The sequence below is a fragment of the Nonlabens sp. genome (genome assembly GCF_039941875.1).
Classification (GTDB): Bacteria; Bacteroidota; Bacteroidia; order Flavobacteriales; family Flavobacteriaceae; genus Nonlabens.
In genome coordinates this window covers 338,366-361,345 of sequence record NZ_JBDVDQ010000003.1, presented here as the reverse complement: position 1 = coordinate 361,345, position 22,980 = coordinate 338,366, and the positions used below count along the sequence as shown (strand labels likewise).

General features: G+C 36.2%; 15 protein-coding genes. 8 read left to right on the top strand and 7 right to left on the bottom strand.

Features of this window, described 5'->3' with window-relative positions:
- Nucleotides 1–9 precede the first annotated feature (9 nt).
- Entirely contained in the window at nucleotides 10–1,101 is a 1,092-nt protein-coding gene (locus ABJF08_RS02045) for an endonuclease/exonuclease/phosphatase family protein (RefSeq protein ID WP_348114378.1), read from the bottom strand.
- A 135-nt stretch (nucleotides 1,102–1,236) separates the two neighbouring features.
- Here ABJF08_RS02045 and ABJF08_RS02040 point away from each other — a divergent pair, with 135 nt between their 5' ends.
- The 3 genes from ABJF08_RS02040 (at nucleotide 1,237) to ABJF08_RS02030 (ending at nucleotide 6,008) form a co-directional block, all read left to right on the top strand.
- A complete protein-coding gene (locus ABJF08_RS02040) occupies nucleotides 1,237–4,080 on the top strand; it encodes a TonB-dependent receptor (RefSeq protein ID WP_348114377.1) in 2,844 nt (947 codons plus the stop codon).
- Between the two features lie 31 nt (nucleotides 4,081–4,111).
- Nucleotides 4,112–5,539, top strand: coding sequence for a DUF5689 domain-containing protein (locus ABJF08_RS02035; protein ID WP_348114376.1), 1,428 nt, complete (start codon nucleotides 4,112–4,114; stop codon nucleotides 5,537–5,539).
- Nucleotides 5,540–5,810: 271 nt separating this feature from the next.
- Nucleotides 5,811–6,008: a hypothetical protein gene (locus ABJF08_RS02030; protein ID WP_348114375.1), complete on the top strand. Its 198-nt coding sequence runs from the start codon at nucleotides 5,811–5,813 to the stop codon at nucleotides 6,006–6,008.
- A gap of 182 nt (nucleotides 6,009–6,190) precedes the next feature.
- On the opposite strand, the gene ABJF08_RS02025 is transcribed toward ABJF08_RS02030, so the two are convergent.
- The 3 genes from ABJF08_RS02025 to ABJF08_RS02015 form a co-directional block, all read right to left on the bottom strand.
- Nucleotides 6,191–7,558, bottom strand: coding sequence for an OmpA family protein (locus tag ABJF08_RS02025; protein ID WP_348114374.1), 1,368 nt, complete (start codon nucleotides 7,556–7,558; stop codon nucleotides 6,191–6,193).
- Between the two features lie 115 nt (nucleotides 7,559–7,673).
- A complete protein-coding gene (gene kbl, locus ABJF08_RS02020) occupies nucleotides 7,674–8,867 on the bottom strand; it encodes a glycine C-acetyltransferase (RefSeq protein WP_348114373.1) in 1,194 nt (397 codons plus the stop codon).
- 46 nt (nucleotides 8,868–8,913) lie between these two features.
- Entirely contained in the window at nucleotides 8,914–12,063 is a 3,150-nt protein-coding gene (locus ABJF08_RS02015; protein ID WP_348114372.1) for a UvrD-helicase domain-containing protein, read from the bottom strand.
- A gap of 191 nt (nucleotides 12,064–12,254) precedes the next feature.
- Between ABJF08_RS02015 and ABJF08_RS02010 the strand changes: the two genes are divergently transcribed.
- Nucleotides 12,255–12,863: a superoxide dismutase gene (locus ABJF08_RS02010; RefSeq protein WP_348114371.1), complete on the top strand. Its 609-nt coding sequence runs from the start codon at nucleotides 12,255–12,257 to the stop codon at nucleotides 12,861–12,863.
- Between the two features lie 70 nt (nucleotides 12,864–12,933).
- Here the strand turns inward: ABJF08_RS02010 and ABJF08_RS02005 are convergent, their stop codons facing one another.
- The 3 genes from ABJF08_RS02005 to ABJF08_RS01995 all read right to left on the bottom strand — a co-directional run bounded on the left by ABJF08_RS02005 (nucleotide 12,934) and on the right by ABJF08_RS01995 (nucleotide 17,438).
- Nucleotides 12,934–14,832 (bottom strand): amidophosphoribosyltransferase, encoded by a 1,899-nt coding sequence (locus ABJF08_RS02005; RefSeq protein WP_348114370.1) that lies wholly within the window; start codon nucleotides 14,830–14,832, stop codon nucleotides 12,934–12,936.
- A gap of 69 nt (nucleotides 14,833–14,901) precedes the next feature.
- Nucleotides 14,902–15,822, bottom strand: a complete 921-nt coding sequence (locus ABJF08_RS02000) for a PfkB family carbohydrate kinase (RefSeq protein WP_104513962.1) — start codon at nucleotides 15,820–15,822, stop codon at nucleotides 14,902–14,904.
- 86 nt (nucleotides 15,823–15,908) lie between these two features.
- A complete protein-coding gene (locus ABJF08_RS01995) occupies nucleotides 15,909–17,438 on the bottom strand; it encodes a GH3 auxin-responsive promoter family protein (RefSeq protein ID WP_348114369.1) in 1,530 nt (509 codons plus the stop codon).
- A 67-nt stretch (nucleotides 17,439–17,505) separates the two neighbouring features.
- Between ABJF08_RS01995 and ABJF08_RS01990 the strand changes: the two genes are divergently transcribed.
- The 4 genes from ABJF08_RS01990 to ABJF08_RS01975 all read left to right on the top strand — a co-directional run bounded on the left by ABJF08_RS01990 (nucleotide 17,506) and on the right by ABJF08_RS01975 (nucleotide 22,958).
- Nucleotides 17,506–18,300, top strand: coding sequence for a DUF2797 domain-containing protein (locus tag ABJF08_RS01990; RefSeq protein ID WP_348114368.1), 795 nt, complete (start codon nucleotides 17,506–17,508; stop codon nucleotides 18,298–18,300).
- A gap of 135 nt (nucleotides 18,301–18,435) precedes the next feature.
- Nucleotides 18,436–21,843: an isoleucine--tRNA ligase gene (gene ileS, locus ABJF08_RS01985; RefSeq protein ID WP_348114367.1), complete on the top strand. Its 3,408-nt coding sequence runs from the start codon at nucleotides 18,436–18,438 to the stop codon at nucleotides 21,841–21,843.
- Between the two features lie 3 nt (nucleotides 21,844–21,846).
- Nucleotides 21,847–22,233 (top strand): TraR/DksA C4-type zinc finger protein, encoded by a 387-nt coding sequence (locus ABJF08_RS01980; RefSeq protein ID WP_348114366.1) that lies wholly within the window; start codon nucleotides 21,847–21,849, stop codon nucleotides 22,231–22,233.
- A gap of 47 nt (nucleotides 22,234–22,280) precedes the next feature.
- The gene (locus tag ABJF08_RS01975) at nucleotides 22,281–22,958 is read left to right on the top strand and encodes a hypothetical protein (protein WP_348114365.1); all 678 of its coding nucleotides are present in this window, start codon (nucleotides 22,281–22,283) and stop codon (nucleotides 22,956–22,958) included.
- The last annotated feature ends 22 nt before the right edge of the window (nucleotides 22,959–22,980 follow it).

Sequence of the window (22,980 nt, the reverse complement as noted above, 5' to 3'; positions counted from 1 at the left end):
GGTATCTTATTATTTTTCTTGTGCTTTATCGCTGTCCTTAATTTCTTTTACTAAGTACACAAATACTGGAAAGTGATCACTGAAACCACCTGTAAATGTACCGTCAGAAAAACTACGCATAGGATATCCCTTATACCTACCTGTTTTATTAGTCATAAAACTTGGGTTATAGATATTAGCCTGGTAATAACGGTAGCCACCTTGATTTGCTTCGTTAAGCAATGGGTAAGTAAACATGATCTGGTCAAAAATATTTCCAGAATCACGGTATGCTAGTGTATTAAAACCATCCTTTAACATCTGTATATATGGATTATATATCATTTGTGGTTTTACATCTTCTCTATCCTTTTGCGCATTAAGAGTTACTAAAACGCTCTTATTAGTAGGATCATCATTTAAATCTCCCATTACAAAAACCTTAGACATCGCGTCTATACTATGTAAAGAGTCTATTGCTTTTTGATTTAAAGCTGCTGCTGCCACACGAGACGCGCGACTTTTTTGTTCTCCACCACTACGTGATGGCCAGTGATTAACGATAATACTCATTTTATCACCATCTAATTCTCCTGTAACGACTAATTGGTCACGAGTATATCTACGTCTTCCAGAACTTTTATCATAAATAACTAGCTCATTACTCTGACTATTCAACACTCTAAAATCACTCTTTTTATAAAGCAATCCTGTATCGATACCACGACGGTCTGGAGAATCGTAATGCTCAATTCCATAATCAAATTCTATAAGCAATGGATGATTTACGAGGTCTTCTAAAACCTTTCTGTTTTCTACTTCACAAACTCCTAAAATTGACGGAGCAGATTGCGATTTTTCAGCACCTATTTTGCGAATTACACGCGCCATAGAAGTAAGTTTTTTCTTATAGACTTCGGCTCTTACGCCTTCAGACATTTCCATAATAGGACTAGCCTCATCATTGATGGTTATATCGTCTTCTGTATCAAATAAATTCTCCAAATTGTAGAACGCTACTGTTCTAACTTTATATTTTTTTGATTTTACAGTGTTTTGTGCCGTTACCGCTTCCGCGAAAGCGAAAATACATAAAGCACTTATTATTAGGTTTTTAAACATTTTACTAAAGATATGTTAAGGAATGTTAAGTTATGTTATTGTAAACTTCATTACAAACTACGGGCCAAAGGTACGCAACTGATTATAAAATTGTAATTTTGCCCGCATTTCATAACGTATAATTAATATTAATAAATGACAAATCAACATTTTAAGAAGCTTTTTCTAGGTGTTTTTATGCTCATATCTAGTCTAGGTATGGCACAAGAATTACTTAAAGGTCGTGTAATAGATGACGCAACTGAAGAGGCTATCCCTGGCGTAAACATTTCTGTAATCGGCACTAGCTTTAAGGCTACTACTGATGCAAATGGTTACTTTATTGTTACCGGAGCAATTCCTGTAGGAGATCAAAAAATTCTTGTTAGTTTTAACAGTTATTATTCAAAAACGATTCCTGTCGTTATAGACTTAACTAACATAGTAAATATTGACCCTCTTTATTTACAGTTAGATAATTCTGACATTACTCAATCTCAAGGTATTATTTCTTTAACAGAAAATGAACTTGCCGAAGATGAGAACGCAGCAAACAACTTTTCTGGATTATTACAATCTTCTAAAGATCAATTTTTAAGAGCTGCTGCATTTGATTTTAGCGCAACATTCTTCAGACCTAGAGGCTTAAACAGTGAAGATGGTAAGGTACTTATCAATGGTATCGAGATGAATAAGCAATTTTCTGGTAGACCACAATGGAGCAACTGGGGTGGAGTTAACGATTTACAACGTAATCAAACTTTTACTATGGGATTAACTGCTGCCGATCAAAGTTTTGGTGGTTATGCAGGTGTACAGAATATAGACATGAGAGCTTCACAGCAACGTGCAGGAAGTCAAATTTCTTATGCAAGTTCTAATAGAAGTTATAGAGGTCGTTTTATGGTCTCGCACCGTTCTGGACTTCTTAACAATGGCTGGTCGTATGCGATCAACGCTTCTAGAAGAGCAGGAGACGAAGGTTATATAGATGGTACTTTATATGACGCAAATTCTTTAGGTCTTTCTGTAGAGAAAAAAATAAACGATGCACACTCTATTAACTTTACAGGTCTTTATACACCTAACAGACGCGGCCGCCAGACGGCAGTTACTCAAGAGATAAGAGATTTAAAAGGTACAAAGTATAATCCTTTCTGGGGCTTACAAAATAATGTACAACGCAACAGTAGAATAAGAGAGATAGAAGAACCTATTTTTATGTTGAACCACTACTGGACGATTAATGATAAAGTTAAATTGAATACTAATGTAGGTTATCAATTTGGTAAAATAGGAAACACTCGTATAGATAACGGTGGTACTAGACTTGTAGAAACTGATGGTCAAAGCTCATACATAGGTGGAGCTAGAAACCCAAATCCTGATTATTATCAAAACTTACCTAGTTATTTCTTAAGAAATGGTCAAGATGCTATCGATTTTCAATATGCATATGAGGCACAACAAGCTTTTATCAATGATGGACAGTTGAACTGGGATGCGCTATATGAAGGTAACCGTATCGTGAGAGAAAACGGCGGAAATTCTATATATGTTATTCAAGAAGACCGTATAGATGACAAGCAATTATCTGTAAACAGTATTCTTACTGCAGACCTTACTGACAACATCCTTTTTAACGGTGGTGTTAGATACAGAAGATTAAATAGTGAAAACTATGCTCAAATTAATGACCTTTTAGGAGGTACTGGTTTCTTAGATGTAGACTTCTTTGCAGAAGAAACAAGTGATATTAACCTAGACCAAGCTGCACAATCTAACGTACGTACTCCTAACAGAATAGTAGGTGTAGGTGATCGTTATAAATACAACTACGACATTAATGCAGAAGTTGTTGCCGCATTTGCTCAAACACAATTCAAGACTAAAAACGTAGATTTCTTTGTAGCTGGTAATGTTTCTAGAACTACGTACCAAAGAGATGGAAAATTTGAAAATGGTAACTATTTAGGTAACCTTTCCTTTGGTGAAAGTGAGGAGTTAGATTTCACAGACTACGGTGTTAAAGGTGGTATGACTTATAAAATCTCTGGACAAAAATTTATTACTGCAAATGCAGCATTTATAACTCAAGCGCCAACTATCAGAAACTCTTTCAGCAATGCTAGACAAAATAATGAAACTGTAGTAGGGTTAGAATCTCAAAAATCATACAGTGGAGATATTAGTTATGTTTACACAACTCCTATAGTAAAAGCTAGATTAACTGGTTACTACACACAGTTTACTAATGGAACTGACTTAGGTTTTTATTTTACAGAAGATCTTACAGGACTTCCACTGGATGACGGTAGTGCTTTTGTACAAGAAGTGTTAACTAACGTAGAGAGACGTAATGCTGGTATAGAATTAGGTCTAGAAGTACAAGTTACTCCTACTATTAAACTAAAAGGTGCTGCTGCAGTAGGACAAAACGTTTACACAAATAATCCTGATCTTTATCTTACAAGTGATGACTTTGATGGTCAACTTACATTTGGTGACGGTACAACCAGTTTAAAAGACTACCACGTTGCCGGTGGACCTGAAACTGCTTTACAAGTAGGTTTTGAATACAGAGATCCTGAGTACTGGAATGTAGGTGTAACTGCAAACTATTTTGCAAATGGTTATGCTGACATTAGTAACTTAAGAAGATCAGCTAACTTTAGATTAGATTACGACGGACAAGAATTTAATGATTTTGATGACGAGGTTGCTAATGAGCTTTTAAAGCAAGAGCAGTTTGACAACTACATGTTATGGAATATCATAGGTGGTAAATCGTGGAGAATTGATGACAAGTATGTAGGATTCTTTGCTACCATCAACAATGTATTTGATCAAGAATACAAAACTGGTGGTTTTGAACAATCTCGTAATTCTAACTTTAGATCGGTACAAGAAGATCAGAACAATCCTCAGGAAGTATTTGCACCACGTTACTTCTTTGGTAACGGAACAACCTATTACCTAAACGTATATTTAAGATTTTAAAAGAAAAATGAATTTATATAAAAATAATAAAATGAAAAAATTCCATAAACTTTTTGCAATTGCTGTATTATCAGTAATTACATTTTCTTGTGTTGAGGATGACGACTTCAGCATTCCAGACACTGCAGCTGTTGATATTGAAGCACCTGCAAATTTAATAGATATGAGTGCTGTAATTTCTCAAATAGAGCAATCGTTCACAGGAACTATCACTTTTGGAAGTGATAACAGTCAGTATACAGAAGGCTATGTTATCTCAAGTGATGAAGCAGGAAATTATTTTGAAGAATTAATCATTCAAGATGCTACAGAAAACCCTACTGCAGGAATCAAAATTCTTGTTGATAACAGTCCTTTATTTACTACTTACACATTAGGACAACGTGTTTATATTAAATTAGACGGACTTACTGCAGGTATTTCAAATGGAGTCCCTGTACTAGGAATAGCTGGAATTGATGGTAACATTGAAAAAATTAGCCCTGCATTACAAGACCAGGTTATCTTAAGAGATTCTGAGGTATTCACCATTACCCCTACAGAAGTTAATGGACCAACTGAATTTATATCCACTCCATTACTAACTATGATAGTTTTACCTCAGACACAGTTTAATCAGGAAGATATAGATAACAGAAGAACTTTTGCTTCTGAAGCTACTGATCAATTTGATGGAGTTCGTTTTCTTCAAACCTGCTCAGACTTTGCAGCTGCACCAATAAGACTAGAAACCAGTACATTTTCAGATTTTAAAGCTTTGAGACTGCCTAACGGTAGTGGTTCTGTATCTGCTATTTTACAAAGAGATTTTGAAGACGATAATTACGTGATTGCTGTTAACAGCACTGAAGATTTCAACTTTGATCCTTCTGTAAGGTGTGATTTCCTTGTAACATCTTGCGGTACTGTTGCTTCACAAGGTACCAACACACTTTTAAACGAAGATTTTGAGGCGCAATCTACAGGCCTTGCTGCAATGCCAACTGGATGGACTAACTTCATAGAAGCTGGTTCTGTTTTTTGGGAAGTTTTTACTGATGCTAATTCCTTAGGTAGAAGTGCTAGAGTACGTCCTTTCAGATCTGGAGACGCTAGTAATATAGCATGGTTAATTACTCCATTGTTTGACTTTGATGCACAAACAGGTGAAGTTATTACTTTCCAAAGTTCATTTGACTTCTATGACAGCTCTGTAAATATGCAAGCCCTATTTAGTTCTGACTGGGATGGTACAACTGCAGGTATTACCACTGCAACTTGGGAACCTTTAAGCGATGCTATAATTGCAGATCAAAGCGCTCCTCTAAGCCATAGTTTTAATGAATGGCCAACTTCTGGCAATGTATCTTTAGATTGTGTTACTGGAACTGGAGCAATTGCATTTAAATATGTCGGCAGTGGAGACAGTTCTAACGATGTTACTTACGAGTTAGATAACATATCTCTAACTAGTGACTAACACTAATAAAATTCTACTTTCGCAAAAGCGTAATCTTAAAAAACCCCTAGGATCAATTGATTCTAGGGGCTTTTTCTTATAATAAATTTAAAGCTGTCTAACACAAATAAATACTATTTACCAGTAATGTTCATAATACAATAATAAGTTAAATGAGAAAGCTTATTTGAGGTTCAATAAACGCAAAGACAACAATTACTGGCAGCTAATTTTTTAAGTTTTACAACAAACAATCATACTCATATTTTTAATAAAAGCATTTCAAGTTCATATGACATCATCGTTATGCTCATTTACTGTAAATGAATTAAAACTGCCTTCTTCTTCTTCTTCTTCTTCTTCTTCTTCTTCTTCTTCTTCTTCTTCTTCTTCTTCTTCTTCTTCTCCCTATAATACTACTGCTGCTAGCTTTATTGATAATGGATTAAAACACCTTAACAGACCCTATTATAAACAGAATCATGTATAAGGTAAAGCTAACTACCCACATATAATTTAAGACAACATAAAAACTAACCAATGACAAGTAGATACTACTAGAAATGCCAATGAAACAGAATCTAATTCAATACATAAAATTTCAGTTTATCGCATAAAAAAAGCCACTCTTTTCAGAGTGGCTTTCTATTATTTTGAAATGTTAGTAATAACTTATTTTACTAAGTTAATCTCTACACGTCTGTTTTGAGCTCTACCAGCTTTAGTACTGTTGCTAGTTACAGGATTAGCTTCACCATATCCTTTAGAACTTAAACGGAATTCATCAATTCCATTCTTTACCAAGTATTCTTTTACAGAAAGCGCACGATCGTCAGAAAGTCTTTCGTTGTATTTAGCACTACCTACACTATCAGTATGACCTTCAATTGTAAATTTAGCTTCTGGGTATTTCTTTAAGATAGCAGTAATATCAGCTAACGTTGCAGCAGATTGTGCTTTAATAGAAGCTTTAGCTGTATCAAACAAGATAGTTTTAGCATACTCGTTTAATTGAGCTTGAACTTCTTTAGTAGGCATAACTGGTCTTGGACAACCTTGTAATTCTGCGATACCTTTAACGTCTGGACACTTATCCATAGCGTCTTCAACACCGTCATTATCCCTATCTTTTACAGGACAACCTTGTCTTGCAACAGGACCTGCTTCATTAGGACACTTATCATCAGCATCTGCAACACCGTCACCATCTGCATCTGGACAACCCATAAGAGCTACAACACCAGGAGTATCAGGACATTTATCGTCTTTATCAAGAACTTTATCACCATCTCTGTCTGGACATCCGTTAGTTTCAGCTGGACCGAAATCATTAGGACAACCATCTTTAGAATCTTCTATACCATCATTATCAGAATCTGGACAACCCATAAACTTCTCTAATCCAGCTACTGTAGGACATGCATCTTTAGAATCAACGATACCATCACCGTCAGTATCTACTGCACCCCAAGTAAACTTAAGACCAGCAGTATGTTGCCAGTGCTTAGGTAAATCATCTTCAAAAGCATGCTTGTAAGAAGTTTGAACGTTTGCATAAACGTTGTCCATTAACTTCACATCAAAACCAAAAGTTCCATTGAAAGTACCAAAACCTTCATCATCTAACCACTGGTAAGAACCACCTGCACCTAAATACGGACTAAACACTTCACCATTCCATAGTTCTGCAAGATTATATCTTAATCCACCACCTAAAGAGTAGTAAGATAGGTCATCAATTTTAGTATCACCTACTGTGTCTATTGAATTCACAGAAAATGCACCAGTTGCAACGATACCATCACCAACATAGTAACCTACTTCAAAACGACTAGGAACAGTCATAATGTTGTAATGATCCACATTGAAGAATTCATCAAAGTAGTCACCTAATCCAGCGTCCTTTTCTCCTACAGGATAAAGATCGATAGCATTAATTCCTACTGCGATACTCCAGCGATTGCTTTCATCTTGCGCGTAACTCATGCTGGCAGAAAGTAAAATTGCTCCAGCAACTAATAATTTGTAAATATTTCTCATGTTGGGGTTTTTATTAATCAACGTTGCAAAATTAAACCGTTCCACCTCTATTACAAGACTTAAACTGATAAATTTGTCTAAAAATGCTGTTTTTATTGCTTATTACTTGATAATTTTAGATAACACCTAGCTTTTTCCCAACTTTTTCAAATGCTGAGATCGCTTTTTCTAGGTGAATATGCTCATGAGCAGCACTTAATTGCACTCTAATCCTTGCTTTTTCTTTAGGTACAACTGGATAAAAGAACCCAATTACATAAATTCCTTCTTCTAAAAGCATATCTGCCATTTGTTGAGATAGCTTGGCATCGTATAACATAACTGGAACAATTGCACTGTCACCATCTACGATGTCAAATCCTAAATCCTGCATTCCTTTTTTGAAAAACGCCGTATTAGACTGTACTTTATCGATAAGCTCTGTACTTCTATCTATTAATTCTAATGCTTTTAATGATGCTCCTACTATAGAAGGTGCAAGAGAATTACTAAAAAGGTATGGTCTAGAACGCTGTCTTAAGATTTCAACCACCTCTTTATTTGCACACGTATAACCACCCATTGCTCCACCTAATGCTTTACCTAAAGTACCAGTAACAATATCTACTCTACCTAAAACACCTTTTGCTTCTAGAGTACCACGTCCTGTATCTCCTAAGAATCCAGCAGCGTGACATTCATCTACCATAACTAGCGCATCGTACTTATCTGCAAGATCACAAATTTCATCTAGAGGCGCTAATAATCCGTCCATAGAAAACACACCATCTGTCACTATTAGTTTATATCTAGCACCATCTTCAGTTGCTTGTTGTAATTGTTTTTCTAGATCTGCCATGTTTCCAGTAGCATAACGGTAGCGACCTGCTTTACATAAACGCACACCGTCTATGATAGATGCATGATTTAAAGAATCTGAAATAATCGCATCTTCTTTAGTAAGCAACGGTTCAAAAACACCTCCATTAGCATCAAAACATGCCGCATACAATATTGTATCCTCGCAACCATAAAAGTCTGCTAATTTTTGTTCTAGCTCTTTATGAATATCTTGAGTACCACAAATAAACCTTACTGAACTCATACCAAAACCATGAGAATCCAAAGTATCCTTTGCAGCCTGTATTACTTCTGGATGAGAAGACAATCCTAAATAATTATTAGCACAAAAATTTATTACCTCAGATCCATCGTCTAATGTAATAACCGCATCTTGTGGTGATGTAATAATTCTTTCCTTTTTATATAGTCCAGCTTCCTTAATATCAGCTAGCTCTTTTTGTAGGTGTTCCTTAATTGATCCGTACATATTTATTTATTTTTAAGTTTTACAAAGATAATAAGTCTAACGAGGCTTATCCTTGCCATTTCACTATTTCTAGAGAATCTGTATACACCAGGATTTTTTCTAAAACCTCCATATCCATAGAAATTAACAAAGCCTCATAATCATTAAGTTGAGTTCGATGCTTATCCATAACCGCTCCTGTCTTATAATCCATAATCACAACACCTTCCTTTTTAATCACTAATCTATCTGGTATTAATCGCGTTCCTTTAGGAAGTAAAATAGGCTGTTCATTACGCACCTCTAATCCTTCTTTATAATAAGGTAAAAGATCAGGATGATGGATCACATCAGTAATCATCACCTTCATCTCTTCTTGTTCCATTTTTGATAAAGAAAAATCACGGTCTATCTTTGCTTTCACTTTTACAATGTCCTTAGCCGTGATCACTTGCGCAAGATACTCGTGTAACACATTTCCTTTTTGAATAGCATCACTCACACCACTAGCCCATAGCAATCCTTTTCTAGTAGAAATACTCAACCTATCTGTGTCTAGGTTTACCTTATATTCTTCCAGCATCTCGCTCACATCTGTCTTACCTTGATCAGACCTGCGTTGCGGTTCTCCTATTTGGGCACTTTTAAAACCTTCTTCTACATTTAAGACAAGCCCCTTTTTATCGACAAAATCTTTTAATAAAGAAGAATAATTAGTCGTCTTACTATCTATACCACTTATATACAATTGCTCTCTAGCTCTTGTAAATGCAACATAAAGCGTATTTATTTGATCCATTTGCGCTTTGGCAAGATTATTTTGATACACTTGTGGCGCCTCACCAGGATAAAATTCATTATCCTTTTTTAAATTGATATAAACCTGATCAAAACCTTCGTATTCCTTTTCATCTACAGCAACCCAACCAGTCGGATTTCTTGCATCGTCTAGTTTCTTATCGCAATGCGGGACTATTACTACAGGAAATTCTAAACCTTTAGACTTATGAATAGTCATTATCTGCACTGCATCAGCATCTGCAGCAGCTGGTACACTCAGTTTTTCTTTTTTTAATTCCCAGTGCTCGATAAACCCAGAAAGTGAAACTTCATAACCTGTGGAGTATTCAAATAAGAACTCCATAAAAGATTGCAACCTGGTATCTTGTTCCTTAAATAACCCTAGAGATTCTGCTACGTGTTCTGTTGCTTGAAATAATGCCGCTTTCGCGAAAGCAGAACCTAAATCTTCTTCTTCTACACCTACTAGTTTTTTACCTAAATCCAGCAAACTCTCTTGTAAATGGGATGTCACAAAAGAATGAATATCTTCAATATTAAAAACTCTTGTATAGGCTATCAAAAACTCAAAACGTGGCTGTTGCTGGTCTGGGACCTGAATCATTTTCATCAGTGAAACTAACAGCTGGACTTTATGCGATGCAAAAACCAGTAAGCTATCCCCAGAAACAACACGCATTTCTTGAGACACGAGATATTTTGCAATCTCGTGACCTTCTTTATTAGCGCGGACTAACACGCATATCTCACCTAAAGCAAAACCGTTGTTGTGGGCTTTTAATAATTGTTGATGCACGTGATAAGGATACGGCGTTTTAAAGTCGTCTTCGTTTTCATAAGGAGCTTCAAAGTCTTTATCTATAAAGTCTATCTGTATATAACCACCTTCCTTTGCTCTAGTTTTTTGTTCTAAATATTTTTTATATAATGTCTGATAAACATCACTATTTAAGTGATCTCCATAGGTGTCAAAAAACTCATTGTTAAATTTAATTACTTCATCAAAACTGCGCCAGTTAAACTCTAAGGTTTCATCTTTTTTAGGCAACATGAAAAGGTCTGGAGTAGCGAGTAGTCTCAAAAACTGGTCGGCATCTCCACCACGGAATCTATATATGGACTGCTTTGCGTCTCCCACAAGCATAAGACTACCTCTCTCTTCATTCTCTCGCTCTTGCTGTAGTTCATTTTCTATAAGCGGCGAGAGGTTTTCCCACTGCATACGACTGGTGTCTTGAAACTCGTCTATAAAATAATGGCGGTAGCGCTCACCTAGTCTTTCATAAATAAATGGGGCTGGTTCATCTTTTATCTGCTCTGCAAGAAGTGCATTGAATTCATAAATAGGTACTATTTGTTCTGTATCCTTAATTTTATCGATCTCCTGAAGCAACTCATTAAGTAATGATAATGGTGTGAGGCTGCTTGCTATGTTTTTATAAAAAAGTACAGTCCCCATGTTTTCTTTATAAGACTCTGCAAAAACTTTAAGGTCTGTCGCCATGGTATCAATAGCGTCTTTAATTTCCTGAGCCTTACTTTTAGGATACAGGTCACCAGCTATTAAATCTCTTATGGAGGCTGCATCTAGTTTTACGGTAAAATCTTCTTGAGATACTTTAATCACTACATTAAAAATACTTCTAGATCCACCTTTAAAATCTTTAGGAGCAATGTGGGCACTTTCTGCAACAGCCACAAGAGCTTTTGCTTTTTCAGTTAAGTCTTTTTGAGACGAATTGATTTTCTTGTATAAGCTTTCGCGAAAGCGTAAAAAATCTTCTACCTCTTTACCTTTTAATTGCTTTAAATAAGGGTAATGATTTTCATTGAGGATTAATTTTGCAATATCTAAAAGATCATACTCTACATCCCAACTCTTACCTTCTTCTATCTTTAATAATGAAAAATCTACCAGAAGTTGTGTGAGCTTTTTATCTTTTCCTGCACGCGCAATAAGGTTATGAATGGCTTTAGATATAAGTTTATTGCTATCTAGCTCTACTTCAAAGTTATCTGGCAGGTCTATATCCTTTGCAAATGTTCTTAAAATACGATGGTTAAAAGAATCTATAGTCACAATATCAAAAGCCGAATAATCGTGAAGCAATTGATTAAAAATAGCACGTGCTTTCTTTTTAAACTGCTCCTCATCTAGACCAGTCTCTGTCATTATATGATTAGCGATACCTGCAACGCTTTCCTCTAATTCTTCTAGAGTAAATTTATGTAAGTAATCGAGAATACGTTCTTTCATCTCGCCTACCGCTTTATTGGTAAAAGTAACGGCGAGTATGCGACGATACCCATTTGAATAAGGATTTTTAAATAGCAGTGTGAGGTAATCCTTAGCTAGTGTAAAGGTCTTACCGGAACCTGCGCTGGCGCTATAAAAAGTAGTAGATGATTGGGACATAGTCAAATATAAGCATAGAAAACAGCATCAATTTGAAATTATTCTTAAAGAAGTCTTTATTCTTTTAACTATTTTACTCATCATTTTAAGGTTGAACACTTTAAGTATAAAATAACGTAGATTATTTTAACAGTAACTTTTAAGTACTTAATTTTATAGCTCGAGAATTAACAAATTAAAAACGATATACAATGGCTTTTGAATTACCAAAATTAAACTACGCAACAGACGCGTTAGAACCACATATCGATGCTAAAACAATGGAAATACACCATGGTAAGCATCATCAAGGATACACAACTAAATTAAACAATGCTGTAGAAGGAACTGATCTAGAAGGTAAAACTATCGAGAACATTCTTTTAAATTTAGACTTAGAAAATAAAGCGGTAAGAAATAATGGTGGTGGTTTTTATAACCATAGATTATTCTGGGAAGTAATGACTCCTAATGGTGGTGGTCTTCCTACTGGAGACCTTGCAGATGCTATCAATGCTTCTTTTGGTTCTTTTGAATCTTTCAAAGACAAATTTAGTACTGCTGCAAAAGGACAATTCGGTTCTGGATGGGCATGGTTATGTGTTCACGAAGGTGGAAAACTAGATGTATGCGGTACTCCTAATCAAGACAACCCATTAATGCCTGGTGTAGGCTGTGGTGGCTCTCCTATTTTAGGTCTTGATGTATGGGAACATGCTTATTACTTAAACTATCAAAACAGACGTCCTGATTATGTTGAAGCTTTCTTTAACGTAATTAACTGGGAAGAAGTTTCTAAAAGATATGCTGAAGGAAAATAATCCTAACTAGCTAAAATCCCCAAATCAACAAGTTGATTTGGGGATTTTTTTATTCAGTAAATACTAGTTCTTAATAAGCACGCTCATCATTTCCTTCAAAGAAATTGATATAAGCACGGTTTACCACACGATTACCACCAGCAGTTGGGTAGTCACCTGTAAAGTACCAGTCTCCTAAGTTTTTAGGACAGGCTTTATGAAGATTTTCTACCGTTTGATAAATCACTTTCACTTCGGCGTTAATATCTTCATCAGACAGCAACTCTCCTATTTTATCAGAAATTTCTTGGTCTTCAAATGGCGCATATAAATCTACTACGTGATTTACTACATCTACATCTTCTAACTCTGTTTGTAATTTACATTTCTTATAGATATCTTCTATAATATGGTAAGTACCACGATCTTTATGTAGTGCTAGCGCCGCTCTAAAAGCAACTAGACCTTCTAATCGTGCCATATCTATACCGTAGCAATCTGGGTAACGTATTTGTGGCGCACTAGATACTACTACTATTTTCTTAGGGTTTAATCTATCCATCATTTTAAGGATAGACTTTTTTAAGGTCGTTCCTCTTACGATAGAATCATCTATAATTACCAGATTATCTTCTGGCTTTACTACACCATAAGTCACATCATAAACGTGAGCTACCAGATCATCACGAGAAGAATCTTCTGTTATGAAGGTACGTAGCTTTGCATCTTTAATAGCTATTTTCTCAGTTCTCAGCTTTCGCGATAGCGTTTCTTCCACCTGCTCTGCTGTTAACTGTCCATTACCTGCAATAATAAAATCTCTTTTTTGCTGGTTAAGAACCGCATGACCTTCTTCTACCATACCGTAAAATGATGTTTCGGCAGTGTTAGGAATGTAAGAGAACACGGTGTTATCAATATCGTTATCAATACTTTCCATAATCTTAGGGAACAACAATTTCCCTAACATTTTACGCTCTTTGTAGATCTCTGCATCACTACCACGAGAAAAGTATATACGCTCAAAAGAACACGCTTTGCGTTCTAATGGTGCTGTAATCTGATCTAGAGTAACTGTACCGTCTTTCTTTATGATAATTGCTTTACCAGGGTCCAGCTCTTTTACCTCATCAAAAGGTGCATTAAAGGCTGTCTGTATAACAGGTCGCTCACTCGCTACTACTACTACCTCATCATTTTTAAAATAATAAGCTGGTCGTATTCCTGCAGGATCACGTAATAAGAATGCATCACCATGTCCCATAAGTCCACCCATAGCATAACCACCATCCCAGTCTCTTGCACTTTTACGCAAGATTTTTGCAACGTCTAGCTCTTCTGCTATTTTAGGACTAGCCTCTCTTTTAGAGAGCCCTTTAGCTTTGAATTTCTTGTATAACTTACTTACTTGTCTATCTTGAAAATGACCTACTTTTTCCATGACAGTTACCGTGTCTGCCATATCTTTAGGATGTTGTCCTAATGACACTAACTTATTAAAAAGCTTGTTCACATTAGTCATATTAAAGTTACCTGCCATAATCAGGTTGCGGTGCATCCAATTGTTTTGTCTTAAGAAAGGGTGTACCGATTCTATACTATTCTTTCCAAAAGTTCCATAACGCACATGCCCCATTAACAACTCTCCGATATATGGAAGTTGTTCTTTCTGTGCAGCGACATCATCTTTAATCTCTGGATTTTCAGTAAGCCCAGTATTAATACGGTCATTAATTTGCGCAAAAATATCTTGAATAGGTTGCGCAGCATTACTACGTACTCTAGAAATATAGCGTTGCCCTGGATCTAAGTCCAGTTTTACACTTGCAAATCCAGCACCATCCTGACCACGGTTGTGCTGTTTCTCCATCATTAAGTACATTTTATTTATACCATAAAAGGCAGTACCGTATTTCTCCTTGTAAAATTCTAATGGTTTAAGAAGACGGATAAGTGCTATACCACACTCGTGTTTTAATTGATCGCTCATGATGGGGATTATAAGGATATAAAAATAAAAAAAGCCCCAAGAATTACTTGAGGCTTTTTGATAGAATTATTAATTTTTTATTTCAAATTTTGTTAGCGCCTTAAATTGCTCTAAACGAGTTTTGATCTCTTCATTTGTAATAGTTTGCATACGCTCTGTACCAAATTTCTCTACTGCAAAGGATGCAAAGTTAGATCCATAAATAATAGCACGCTTCATATTTTCAAAACTATAGTCGCCACTAGCTGCAAGGAATCCTGCAAATCCACCTGCAAATGTATCTCCTGCTCCAGTAGGATCAAACACTTCTTCTAGTGGTAATGCTGGTGCAAAGAAAATCTCTTCATTATGGAATAATAATGCTCCATGCTCTCCTTTTTTAATTACTACATACTTAGGACCCATAGCATGAATCTTTCTTGCTGCAGCAACTAGAGAGTATTCTCCAGACAGTTGTCTAGCCTCTTCATCATTAATAGTAATTACATCTACCTTAGCAATTACCTCGTGCAACATATCTAGCGCACTGTCCATCCAGAAATTCATCGTATCAAGTACGATTAATTTTGCTGCTGGAGTTTGTTCTATAACACCTAATTGTACAGCTGGATGTAAGTTTCCTAACATCACCACCTCAGCATCTTTAAAAGATTCTGGTACAACTGGATTAAAATCTGCTAACACGTTAAGCTCTGTTGCTAGTGTGTCGCGAGTATTCATATCATTGTGGTATTTACCAGACCAGAAAAAAGTTTTCCCATCTTTCACCACCTCTACACCTTCGACATTCATGCCGCGGTTAGTAAGCATGTCTAAATATTCTTGAGGAAAATCACCACCTACAACACTTACTAGACCTACTTCTGTATTAAAGTGAGATGCACTAAGTCCTATAAAGGTAGCTGCACCACCTAAAATCTTATCTGTTTTACCAAACGGAGTTTCAATTGCATCAAATGCTACTGTACCTACCACAACTAATTTGCTCATGTAAAAAATTTTTGCAAAAATACGGTTTCGTTTTGAGTTATAACTTGCTCGCTATAGATTTTAAGTATAGTTATTTTAAAGATTAATTATAAAGACGTAGAACCTCTATCTATCTCGAGCAACTGGTCCATGTATTCTCTAGAATTGCTTAATCTAGGTATCTTATGTTGCCCACCTAATTTATCTTTTTTCTTTAACCATTTATAAAAGACATCTGGCTTTGCATTGTGTATGATCAACTGTTTTAAAGTTATATCATTAGCACGTTTTGCCTCATAATCACTATTTACTCGTTGTAGATTGTGGTCTAACGCTTTCGCGAAAGCGGAAACATTATCCGGCTGCGTTGCAAATTCTATCATCCATTCATGCGCTCCCTTTTCCTTACCTTCCATAAAAATGGGCGCAACGGTATAATCTTTAATAGCACACGGAATTTCTTTAATGGTTTTCTTGAGTGCTTCTTCGGCATTTTCTATAATAAGCTCTTCACCGAATACATTAATATGGTGTTTAGTACGACCACTTACTTTAATACGATAAGGGCTTTTACTAGTAAAACGTACCGTATCACCTATTTTATAACGCCATAAACCGGCATTAGTCGTGATGATAATAGCATAATTTTCACCTAGTTCTACCTCGCTAATAGGTATCACCTTTTCTTGCGGCGTACCATAGGTTTTCATGGAGATAAACTCATAAAAGATTCCATAATCTAGCATAAGCAATAGCTCTTTGCTGTCATTAGTATCTTGGATCGCAAAGAAACCTTCGCTCGCATTATAAGTCTCGTAATACTTAATATGTCCTGCTGGTAATAATTTATTAAACTGCTCTACATAAGGATCAAAACTCACACCACCGTGAAAGAACACCTCCATCTGTGGCCATACTTCTAGAATATTATTTTTTCCAGTAGTCTCGAGAACATTATTAAGCAATACCATCATCCAGGAAGGCACTCCTGCAAGACTGGTCACATCTTCTTTTATCGTTTCTTGTACGATTGCAGGCATTTTAGTTTCCCAGTCTGCCATAAGAGCCACATCATTACCTGGTGTAGAACTATAGTCTGCCCAGAAAGGCATGTTATCTATTAAAATACTGCTCAAATCTCCAGCGACAGTTCCCGACTTTTTATCTAGTGTATTGCTACCACCTAGTCGCAAGCCTTTTCCTTTAAATATTTTAGAATCTGGATTATTATTCAGGTACATGCACAACAAATCCTTAGTTGCTGCATAATGGCAGTCTTCTAACGATTGCTGGCTTACAGGAATGTATTTGCTACGCGCACTCGTCGTACCACTACTTTTTGCAAACCATTTAATATCACTAGGCCAGAAAATATTACCTTCTCCCTTTAACGATCTAGCTATAGAATCCTGCATTTCTGTATACCCAGACATTGGTACGCGGTTTGCAAACTCTGCATAAGATTTAATAGTATCAAAACCATATTTTTTCCCAACCTCGGTATGTCGGGCATAATAAATAAGATCTTGCAAAATATTATCCTGCAATTCTTGTGGATGCTTCATAAAAAGCTCCATATCATGAATGCGCTTCTTAAGAAACCACGATACTACAGAATTGACTAGTGCGTTTGCCATTATTAATTAGAGATCATCTTATTTTTACAGATTCAAAGATACTTCGATAATTTTTAAAGTTACTAAAATGATCCTTACCGGCACTATAAGAAAAATGCAAACCGAACTGAAGGAAACAGTCCAATACTATCTGGTTTTCCCAGATAACTTTGTACACATGAATCAGCTGCTGGATAAAAACATTTCTTTAAAGCATGTAGGTAATGAATGCCTTAACTGTAGTCTTGATAAAAAGATATGGCGCCAGGGTTTTTGTTATGATTGTTTTACCGCATCACCACAAGCTGGCGACTGGATCATGCGTCCAGAATTAAGTCGCGCTCACCTAGACGAAGAAGATAGAGATCTAGAATACGAGAAAAAAGTACAACTTAAACCACATATCGTTTACCTAGCAAACAGCAGCAATATAAAAGTAGGAGTAACTCGCAAAACACAAATACCTACCAGATGGATCGATCAAGGCGCACATGAAGCTGTTGCCATTCTTGAAACACCTAATCGTTACCTCGCTGGTATTGCAGAAGTCGCACTTAAAGATCACGTAGCAGATAAAACCAACTGGCGCAAGATGCTTACTAACAGTATAGAAGATGTTGATTTGTTACGCTTTCGCGAAAGCTTACTACAATACATACCTCAAGAAGCCCAAGAATATATTCTCGATAATGAAAAAGAATGGGAAATCAATTTTCCTGTACTTCAATACCCTGAAAAAGTGACTAGTGTCAATCTTGCAAAAACTACCGAGTACGCAGGAAAACTGAAAGGCATCAAAGGACAATACTTAATCTTTGAAGATGGTAAAGTAATGAACTTAAGAAGTCATGAAGGACTTGTGCTAGAAATTAAGGTAGATTAAATAAATCAACGCATCTAGTTTCCCTTTAAAAACAACACATAAACATGCTTTTAAAAGCCTGATAATTCGCTTCTAAAAGCCAAAAAAATAATGCGCAAAATTCCGTACTTTTGCCAGCTTTAAAACACCAGTGTAATGAGTAAGAAATTCAACGAATACAAAGGATTGAACCTACCTGAAGTAGATGAACGCATCAAAAACTTCTGGAAGGAAAACGACATTTTTAACAAGTCCATGACGACTCGTGAAGGAAATGAACCTTTTATTTTCTTTGAAGGACCACCATCTGCAAATGGTTTACCTGGTATTCACCACGTTATGGGTAGAACGATTAAAGATTTATTCTGTCGTTTTAAAACCCAACAAGGCTATCAAGTTAATCGTAAAGCTGGGTGGGATACTCACGGTCTACCTGTAGAATTAGGTGTTGAAAAAGCACTAGGTATTACTAAAGAAGACATAGGCACTAAAATATCTGTAGAAGAATATAATCAAGCCTGTAAAGATGCGGTATTAAAATACACCGACATATGGAGCAAGCTTACTGATGACATGGGGTATTGGGTAGATATGGAAGATCCATATATTACTTATAAATCTAAATACATGGAGTCTGTATGGTGGTTATTAAAGGAAATCTATTCTAAAGATTTACTTTATAAAGGATACACGATACAACCCTATTCTCCAGCTGCAGGAACAGGATTAAGTTCGCACGAGTTGAACCAGCCTGGAACGTATCAAGATGTTACAGACACAACAGTTACAGCACAGTTTAAAGTAGAAGACCCTTCAAAATTACCATTTGAAAACAATGGAAATGTATTTTTCCTTGCTTGGACGACTACGCCGTGGACGCTACCATCTAATACTGCGCTTACCGTTGGTCCTAAAATCGATTATGTTCTTGCTGAGACTTTTAATCAATATACTGGAGAACCTATGCAGGTGATTCTCGCTGAGAAATTAGTGAGCTATCAATTTGGTAAGAAGTATGAGCTTTTAGAAGGTGACGCTTTCGCGAAAGCGAAACTAGAATACAAATTAGGAGATAAAAAAATCCCTTATCAGTTATTAGGTTCTTGTAAAGGAACTAATCTGGTAAATTTAAGATACGAGCAGTTGTTGCCTTATGCACAACCATATGAAAACGCACAAGACGCTTATCGAGTAATCGCAGGAGACTTTGTAACTACTGAAGATGGAACAGGAATCGTACACACAGCACCTACCTTTGGTGCAGACGATGCGCTGGTTTCTAAACAAGCAAATCCGCCTATTCCACCGATGTTGGTTCTAGATGAAAATCAGAATCCAGTACCGCTGGTAACGCTTCAAGGAAAATTTAGAGATGAATTACCTGAGGTAGGTGGTAAGTATGTGAAGAACGAATATTTTGCAGATGGAGAAGCGCCAGAACGCTCTGTAGATGTAGATATCGCGATTGCTTTAAAAGAGCAAAACCGCGCTTTTAAAGTAGAAAAATATGTCCACAGTTACCCACATTGCTGGAGAACTGATAAGCCTGTATTGTACTACCCATTAGACAGTTGGTTCATAAAAGTGACGGAATTTAAAGACCGTATGCACGAGCTGAACAAATCTATCAACTGGAAACCTAGATCTACTGGAGAAGGAAGATTTGGTAACTGGCTGGCAAATGCAAACGACTGGAATTTATCTCGTTCTCGTTTCTGGGGAATCCCATTGCCTATATGGAGAAATGAAACTGGAACTGAAGAAATGATCATAGGTTCTATAGAAGAACTTACAGCAGAAATAGAGAAATCTGTTGCAGCTGGATTCATGACTTCTAATCCTTTTGCTGGTTTTAAAACTGGCGATATGAGTGAAGAGAATTACAATCTTGTAGATCTTCATAAAAACGTAGTAGATGACATTTATCTAGTAGGTAAGAATGGAGAGAAACTAACACGTGAATCAGACCTTATTGATGTATGGTTCGACTCTGGATCTATGCCTTATTCTCAATGGCACTATCCTTTTGAAAATAAAGAACAAGTAGAAAACCAACTGAGAAAAGCAGACTTCATTGCCGAAGGTGTGGATCAAACTCGTGGATGGTTCTACACACTACACGCTATCGCTACCATGATAAGCGATGATGTAGCTTATAAAAATGTAGTTTCTAACGGACTCGTACTAGATAAAAACGGACAGAAAATGTCTAAACGTCTAGGTAACGCAGCAGATCCTTTTGAAACTCTAGGTAAATATGGAGCAGATGCTACTCGCTGGTATATGGTGAGTAATGCAAACCCATGGGACAATCTTAAATTTGACCTGGACGGTATCACAGAAGTGCAACGTAAGTTTTTCGGCACACTTTATAACACGTACTCTTTCTTTAGTCTGTATGCTAACGTAGATGGATTTACTTATAGTGAAGCTAACATCTCATTAGAAGAACGTCCAGAAATAGACCGTTGGGTTTTATCTGAGTTAAATACTTTGATAAAAGATACCACAGCATTCTATGAAGATTATGAACCTACAAAGGCTGCTAGAGCCATCACCACTTTTGTGACGGAGAACTTAAGTAACTGGTACGTACGTTTATGTAGAAGACGTTTCTGGAAAGGAACTTATGAACAAGATAAAATTGCCGCCTACCAGACGCTTTATACTTGTCTTAAAACGGTTGCACAATTAGGCGCACCTATTGCTCCATTCTTTATGGATCAATTATACCGCGATTTAACTAGTGTTTGTGAAAGCGACGCAAGTGAAAGTGTGCACCTTGCATTATTCCCTAAAGCAGATGAGTCTCTAATAGATGCAGCTCTAGAAGAAAAAATGCACAAAGCACAAGTGATATCTAGTCTTACTTTATCATTACGTAAAAAAGAAAGCATCAAAGTACGTCAACCTTTACAGCGTATTATGATACCTGTATTAGACACAAAAGACAAAGCACAAATAGAAGCAATTGCAGATCTTGTAAAGAGTGAAGTAAACGTAAAAGAGATAGAATTAATAGACGACGCTAGTGGAATATTGGTTAAAGAAATTAAGCCTAATTTCAAGGCATTGGGACCACGTTTTGGTAAAGCGATGGGACAAATAGCTGGTAAAATCAAAAGTTTTCAACAAGAAGATATCGCTTTGTTAGAAAAAACTGGTCAAAAAGAGGTGGAAGTAAATGGAAATGCAATTATCTTGACCCTTGAAGATGTAGAGATTACATCTTCTGATATAGAAGGATGGCTAGTAGCAAATCAATCTGGAATTACCGTTGCACTTGATGTAACAATATCGCCCGAGCTTAAAAAGGAAGGGATTTCACGTGAACTAGTGAATCGTATTCAAAATATAAGAAAAGACTCTGGTCTTGAGGTAACAGATCGTATTAAAATAGCTATTCAATCACATAGTGAAATTGATGAAGCGGTTGCATCTAACGAACAGTATATTAAAGATGAAACCCTTGCTGATGATTTAACATTAATACAAACTGTAGATAATGGTACGGTTGTTGAATTTGACGACATTGTGACCTCAATACAGGTTATAAAATTATAGGATATGGGAACAAGTGAAGATGAAAAATTAAGATACAGCGATGCTGATCTAGCTTACTTTAAAGACTTGCTTAACGCAAAAATTGAAGAAGCACAAGAACAGTATGAACTTATCAAGAGTGCATATATGAATGATGCTAATAATGGAACTGATGACACTGCGCCACAGTTTAAAGCATTTGACGAAGGTAGCGCTGTAATGAGCAAAGAAACCAGCTCTCAACTAGCTATACGTCAAGAAAAATTTATACGCGATCTTAAAAACGGATTGATACGCATCGAGAATAAATCTTATGGTGTTTGTAGAGTAACTGGGAAACTAATTAACAAGAAGCGTCTTGAATTGGTACCACATGCTACATTAAGTATCGAGGCAAAAAACATGCAATAACTGCATTATTTAGCTCATTACGAGCATTTATTTAAACCTTTGTAAATATGGATCACAGTTATACTTGTTCTAGTTTACAAAGGTTTTCATGTTTTATGACTCTTGTTGTTTTTCTCGCTTTCGCGAAAACGGATGCTCAAACAACCTCTCCTACCACAAATGAGACCAGTCACAATCTTGCAGATTTTAGTACTATAGATATAGATCTACAGGAATATGTAGAGCTAGAGATTAAAACTAATAATTCCAAAAATGTGAAATTGATTACATCTCAAAATGGCGAATATAAAAATGCGGTGATTTTATCTAGTATCATAAGAAATGACTCCTTAATAATTACAGATCCTATACATCCTACGTTCTCATTTCCTGGAGACAAACTAAGCGCACACAAGGTAATAGACAATAAGGCAACTATTGTACTACCTAAGAATAAGAAACTAGTTATTAACGCACAAAGTGCTGACTTGAAAATAAGTGGGAACTATAATAGCGTATACATAAATCAACTGTCTGGCAGTTGCAAAATAGATCAACTACAAGGTGACTTACAATTTATATCTGTTTATGCCAGTATATATGCTAACCTGAAAAACTATGATGTAACCAGTGCGTCACGATCGGGAAAGGTACATGTATTTAAAAAACCTGTACAAATCAAGTATTTTGCTAAGCTAGAAACCGTATCTGGTTATATAAGCACACTCAACAAGAGTTTTAATTAGTATTTTAGCACTTCTGAAAAAG

Bases quoted from the DNA above. Each gene is read 5' to 3' on its own strand.
- ABJF08_RS02000 (WP_104513962.1), bottom strand. From the start codon at position 15,822: ATGAGCAAATTAGTTGTGGTAGGTACAGTAGCATTTGATGCAATTGAA.
- ABJF08_RS02010 (WP_348114371.1), top strand. From the start codon at position 12,255: ATGGCTTTTGAATTACCAAAATTAAACTACGCAACAGACGCGTTAGAA.
- ABJF08_RS02005 (WP_348114370.1), bottom strand. From the start codon at position 14,832: ATGAGCGATCAATTAAAACACGAGTGTGGTATAGCACTTATCCGTCTT.
- ABJF08_RS02045 (WP_348114378.1), bottom strand. From the start codon at position 1,101: ATGTTTAAAAACCTAATAATAAGTGCTTTATGTATTTTCGCTTTCGCG.
- ABJF08_RS02030 (WP_348114375.1), top strand. From the start codon at position 5,811: ATGACATCATCGTTATGCTCATTTACTGTAAATGAATTAAAACTGCCT.
- ABJF08_RS02015 (WP_348114372.1), bottom strand. From the start codon at position 12,063: ATGTCCCAATCATCTACTACTTTTTATAGCGCCAGCGCAGGTTCCGGT.
- ileS (WP_348114367.1), top strand. From the start codon at position 18,436: ATGAGTAAGAAATTCAACGAATACAAAGGATTGAACCTACCTGAAGTA.
- ABJF08_RS02040 (WP_348114377.1), top strand. From the start codon at position 1,237: ATGACAAATCAACATTTTAAGAAGCTTTTTCTAGGTGTTTTTATGCTC.
- ABJF08_RS02025 (WP_348114374.1), bottom strand. From the start codon at position 7,558: ATGAGAAATATTTACAAATTATTAGTTGCTGGAGCAATTTTACTTTCT.
- ABJF08_RS01990 (WP_348114368.1), top strand. From the start codon at position 17,506: ATGATCCTTACCGGCACTATAAGAAAAATGCAAACCGAACTGAAGGAA.
- ABJF08_RS02035 (WP_348114376.1), top strand. From the start codon at position 4,112: ATGAAAAAATTCCATAAACTTTTTGCAATTGCTGTATTATCAGTAATT.
- ABJF08_RS01995 (WP_348114369.1), bottom strand. From the start codon at position 17,438: ATGGCAAACGCACTAGTCAATTCTGTAGTATCGTGGTTTCTTAAGAAG.
- ABJF08_RS01980 (WP_348114366.1), top strand. From the start codon at position 21,847: ATGGGAACAAGTGAAGATGAAAAATTAAGATACAGCGATGCTGATCTA.
- kbl (WP_348114373.1), bottom strand. From the start codon at position 8,867: ATGTACGGATCAATTAAGGAACACCTACAAAAAGAGCTAGCTGATATT.
- ABJF08_RS01975 (WP_348114365.1), top strand. From the start codon at position 22,281: ATGGATCACAGTTATACTTGTTCTAGTTTACAAAGGTTTTCATGTTTT.